3 protein-coding genes and 1 pseudogene are annotated in these 2,437 nt (G+C 70.8%); all 4 read left to right on the top strand.

The window, feature by feature from the left end; translation table 11 throughout:
• Positions 1–1,032 (top strand): annotated as a pseudogene (locus KN815_RS42840) (histidine kinase); the annotation flags it as partial.
• 9 nt (positions 1,033–1,041) lie between these two features.
• The gene (locus KN815_RS42835) at positions 1,042–1,455 is read left to right on the top strand and encodes a roadblock/LC7 domain-containing protein (protein ID WP_093464907.1); all 414 of its coding nucleotides are present in this window, start codon (positions 1,042–1,044) and stop codon (positions 1,453–1,455) included.
• Positions 1,456–1,560: 105 nt separating this feature from the next.
• On the top strand, positions 1,561–1,971 hold the full coding sequence (locus KN815_RS42830) for a DUF742 domain-containing protein (protein WP_014055140.1): 411 nt from the start codon (positions 1,561–1,563) through the stop codon (positions 1,969–1,971).
• Positions 1,952–2,437, top strand: a 486-nt coding sequence (locus KN815_RS42825; RefSeq protein ID WP_216347168.1) for a GTP-binding protein, incomplete at its 3' end; no start/stop codon positions are given. The genes KN815_RS42830 and KN815_RS42825, both read left to right, overlap by 20 nt.

Raw genomic sequence — 2,437 nt, 5'->3', positions numbered from 1 at the left:
CAGTTCAACCGGCCCGACTACGACCGCGGCCCCGGCGACACCGGCGAGTTCGCCCGTCCGGAGCTCGGCCAGGGCCCGGGTGACACCGGTGAGTACGCCCAGCCCCGGTTCGAGGACGCCGCCCCGCGCGGCGGCCGCGGCCCCGGGGACACGGGCGAGTTCCCGCGTCCGAACATGGGCGGCCCGGGCGACACCGGCGAATTCCCCCGCCCGAACATGGGCGACACCGGCGAGTACCAGCGCCCCGCGATGAGCGGCCCCGGCGACACCGGCGAATTCCCCCGCCCGAACATGGGCGACACCGGCGAGTACGCCCGCCCCGACATGGGTGGCACCGGTGAGTACCCGCAGCCCCAGGGTTCCCAGGGCCGGCCCGGTGGGCGCCCGAACAATCCGCTGCCGCCCGCCGGACCCGGTGACGGCCGTACGCCGATCTTCGACACCATCGAGTCGTCCTGGCATCTCAACCAGGACGAGAACCCGGGCATATCGGGCCCCCAGGACGATGGCCGGTCATATCCGTCCGCGCCGTCCGTCCCCGAGCCCACGCCCGGTCGGCCCGCCTCCGCCGTACCGCCGCCCTCGGCCCACGAGCCGCTGCCGGCGGCCCAGGGCATGGGCGACTTCCCCGATGCCCAGAGCACGGGCGACTTCGCCGGATCGGGCGCCGCGGCGGGCCCCGGCGGCACCGACGGGGCCGGCCTCAACGGCCGGAACACGGGTTCCCACTGGCGTACGTCGCCCCACAACGACGAGCGCTGGCGCCGCGCCGAACAGGTCCGCGAACCGGCGGCCGGCGGTATCACGTCGTCCGGGTTGCCACGGCGGGTGCCGCGCGCAAACCTCGTGGAGGGTGCCGCACACCAGCCCCAGCCCGACCAGGCTGGGCCGCAGGTGTCCCGCGCGCCCGATGATGTACGCGGCAGGCTGACCAATCTCCGCCGTGGAATTCAGCAGGGTCGCCGGGCCGGTACCGGATACGGCGACAACCATGATCGCGGCATTGGCCCGACTTACCAGCAGGAGCGTTAGTTGAGCCCGATGAGCCAGGCGGCGCAGAATCTGAACTGGTTGATCACGAACTTCGTGGACAACACCCCCGGGGTGTCCCACACGGTCGTGGTCTCCGCCGACGGACTCCTTCTGGCGATGTCCGAAGGCTTCCCCCGTGACCGAGCCGATCAATTGGCGGCGGTGGCCTCCGGCCTGACCTCGCTCACCGCCGGGGCCTCCCGCATCTTCGAAGGCGGCATGGTCAACCAGACCGTCGTCGAAATGGAACGAGGCTTTCTCTTCATCATGTCCATCTCCGACGGCTCCTCCCTCGCCGTGCTCGCACACCCCGAGTGCGACATCGGCCTCGTCGGCTACGAGATGGCCCTGCTGGTCGACCGCGCGGGCAATGTCCTCACTCCGGACCTGCGTGCCGAGCTCCAGGGCAGCCTGTTGAACTGATCCATCGACCATCCGACGCCTGTCCCCCCGGCCGCACGGCCGGCGGGCCCCCACCGGCACCGACCGACGGCACGCCCGTCACCTTGTTGTCCGACCGGAGGATCCATGACCCCGCCCCCCGCCTCGCCCGGCCCGTACGGCGGCCATCACCAATCGCCGTACGGGGGTGAAGGCGACCAGCCATTGGTGCGCCCGTATGCCATGACCGGTGGCCGGACCCGGCCGCGCTACCAGCTCGCCATCGAGGCGCTGGTCAGCACCACGGCCGACCCCGTGCATCTACAGGGGCTGCTCCCCGAGCACCAGCGGATCTGCCATCTGTGCCAGGAGGTCAAGTCGGTCGCCGAGGTCTCGGCGCTGCTGAACATACCCCTGGGTGTGGCCCGGATCCTGGTGGCGGACCTGGCAGAGGCCGGCATGGTGGCGATCCACCAGCCCGGGGGCGGTTCGGAAGCGGGCGGTACCCCGGATGTGACACTGCTCGAAAGGGTGCTCAGTGGACTTCGCAAGCTCTAGCGGCGCTCCCCCCGCCCGCGCGACCACCTCGGCGAAGATCGTGGTGGCGGGCGGTTTCGGCGTGGGCAAGACCACGTTCGTCGGCGCGGTCTCGGAGATCAACCCGCTGCGCACCGAAGCCGTGATGACCTCCGCCTCGGCGGGGATCGACGATCTGAGCCACGTCCAGGACAAGACCACGACGACCGTGGCGATGGACTTCGGCCGCATCACGCTCGACGACGATCTCATCCTGTATCTGTTCGGCACGCCGGGTCAGGACCGCTTCTGGTTCATGTGGGACGACCTGGTGCGTGGCGCGATCGGCGCCGTGGTGCTGGTCGACACCCGCCGGCTCGCCGACTGCTTCCCCGCGGTCGACTACTTCGAGAACTCCGGACTGCCCTTCGTCATCGCCCTCAACGGCTTCGAGGGCCAGCAGCCCTACAATCCCGAAGAGGTCCGCGAGGCTCTCCAGATCGGCCCG

Origin of the sequence: Streptomyces niphimycinicus, assembly GCF_018883605.1 — a bacterium.
Taxonomy (GTDB): domain Bacteria; phylum Actinomycetota; class Actinomycetes; order Streptomycetales; family Streptomycetaceae; genus Streptomyces; species Streptomyces niphimycinicus.
The sequence above is the reverse complement of the archived record's forward strand: the minus strand, read 5'-3'. Positions and strand labels throughout refer to the sequence as shown.

Bases quoted from the DNA above. Each gene is read 5' to 3' on its own strand.
- KN815_RS42835 (WP_093464907.1), top strand. From the start codon at position 1,042: ATGAGCCAGGCGGCGCAGAATCTGAACTGGTTGATCACGAACTTCGTG.
- KN815_RS42830 (WP_014055140.1), top strand. From the start codon at position 1,561: ATGACCCCGCCCCCCGCCTCGCCCGGCCCGTACGGCGGCCATCACCAA.